This is a genomic window from Actinoplanes sp. NPDC048791, from assembly GCF_040650095.1.
Lineage (GTDB): Bacteria > Actinomycetota > Actinomycetes > Mycobacteriales > Micromonosporaceae > Actinoplanes.
Genome location: NZ_JBEZGQ010001599.1, coordinates 1 through 1,319, shown reverse-complemented (window position 1 = coordinate 1,319; position 1,319 = coordinate 1). Strand labels below are relative to the sequence as shown.

Below are 1,319 nucleotides of genomic sequence, written 5' to 3'. Positions count from 1 at the left end.
CAGGACGAGCGCGAACAAGATGAAGGAGAGCGTGTTGAGCGCGAACACCACACCGACCCCGGTACGGGCGATCAGCACGCCCGCGACCGCGGGGCCGACCGCCCGGGCCAGGTTCATGCTGATCGCCCCGAGCGCGGAGGCCGAGGCCAGCTGGGGGCGCGGCACCAGCTCCGGGATGACGGCCTGCCAGGCCGGAGCGGTCAGCGCCTGACCGGCGCCGAGCGCGAAGGTGAGCGTCAGCAGCAGAGTCGGCGGCATGCGCTGGGCGAACGTCAGGATGGTGAGCAGTACGCCCACCGCAACCAGGAACACCTGCACGCCGATGAGCAGCCGGCGCCGGTCGAAGGTGTCGGCCAGCGCGCCGGACGGCATCGCGAGCAGCACGATCGGCAGGGTGCTGGCGGTCTGCACCACCGCGACCAGGGTGTCGGTCCCGGACTGCTCGACGAGCAGCCACTGGGCTCCGACCGTCTGCATCCAGGTGCCGATGTTGCTGGCCAGCAGAGCCAGCCACAGACTGCGGAAGGCGGCGACGCGCAACGGTGCCCACGCCGACGGCGGCGCGATCCGGGCGGTGGATGACTGGGCGCTCACCGTACGGGTCTACCCGGACCTGCCAGGCTCTACCGCCGAGCCCGAAATCCTGCGGGTACGAGCTCGCCACGATGGGGTGACCGCGCTTGGCTCAGCCGCGCGGCGGGCCTTCTAATGTGTGCCGTGATGGAGTTCAGCCGGCGTGCCGGATGTGTCGTGGCCGGGTTGCTGGTCCTCGGGCTCGTGGTGCTGTTCGCCGCGACCGGCCTGGACACGGCCGACAAGGTCGCCAGCGCTGTCTGTGCCGTTCTCGCCGTGGTGGCACTGTGCTGGCAGTACCTGGTGTCGCCACCCGGTTCCGGCGCATCTCGGGTGAGCGCCCCCGGTCCTGGTGCCGTCGCGGTCGGCGGTGACAACAACGCGGAAGTGAGCACCCGGTTCGCCGGCCCGGTCCCGCCGGTCGCCCCCGGCGCGAGCGGGCCCGCATCGGTCGTGGTCGGTGGCAAGAGCACTGCTGCCATCCGTACCGATGTGCAGTTGTGGCAATGACGCCCGATGGCCGGGCGGCCTACGCGGCCGGACCCGGTGCGGTCAGCGTGGGTGGGGACGTGCACGCTCCGATCACCACCCACGTGTACGGCGGCGACGGCCCGATGTTCACCGTCGAGACGCCCCCGCCCGAGCTGCCCCACGAGTTCGCGGATCTCGCCGCGTTGCGGGAGCAGCCCAGCAAGCTGCTCAACGCGCGCCGCCGGGTGATCCCGTTCAGCGGCCGGGCCCCGGAG

The 1,319-nt window shown here is 71.9% G+C and carries 3 protein-coding genes; 2 read left to right on the top strand and 1 reads right to left on the bottom strand.

The features are described 5' to 3' along the window. Positions 1–594 (bottom strand): MFS transporter (locus AB0C29_RS48845; protein ID WP_360835261.1); only part of this gene is annotated, 594 nt, incomplete at its 3' end. Positions 595–717: 123 nt separating this feature from the next. On the opposite strand from AB0C29_RS48845, the gene AB0C29_RS48840 reads away from it, so the two are divergent. Both AB0C29_RS48840 and AB0C29_RS48835 read left to right on the top strand, forming a co-directional pair. Continuing rightward, on the top strand, positions 718–1,083 hold the full coding sequence (locus tag AB0C29_RS48840; RefSeq protein ID WP_360835259.1) for a hypothetical protein: 366 nt from the start codon (positions 718–720) through the stop codon (positions 1,081–1,083). Beyond that, a partial coding sequence (locus AB0C29_RS48835; protein WP_360835257.1) for a hypothetical protein occupies positions 1,080–1,319 on the top strand: 240 nt, incomplete at its 3' end. The genes AB0C29_RS48840 and AB0C29_RS48835, both read left to right, overlap by 4 nt.